We start from the raw sequence: 223 nt of genomic DNA, 5'->3' as shown, positions 1-223 counted from the left end.
GAGTCGTGACGTCACCTTCAGCTACACCGCCACCGATAACAACGGCGGCGTCAGTGCCCCGCAGACGGTCACTATCACGGTCACAGGCACCAATGACCTGCCAGTCGCCAAGACCGACACCCAGAGCACGGGTGAAAATCAGGTACTCGAAGGTAATGTCCCGGCGGCCACCGATGTCGATGGCACGGTGGAGAGCTACCAGCTCGCGTCTGGCGTGGGTCAG

General features: G+C 61.9%; 1 protein-coding gene. It reads left to right on the top strand.

What is annotated here, in order from left to right:
- On the top strand, window positions 1-223 hold a 223-nt coding region (locus DOM67_RS04880; protein ID WP_198651731.1), incomplete at both ends, for an Ig-like domain-containing protein.

The organism is Salinicola sp. RZ23 (assembly GCF_003206675.1).
Taxonomy (GTDB): Bacteria; Pseudomonadota; Gammaproteobacteria; order Pseudomonadales; family Halomonadaceae; genus Salinicola; species Salinicola endophyticus.
Note: the sequence above shows the minus strand (reverse complement) of the source record. Positions and strands in the feature narration are given on the sequence as shown.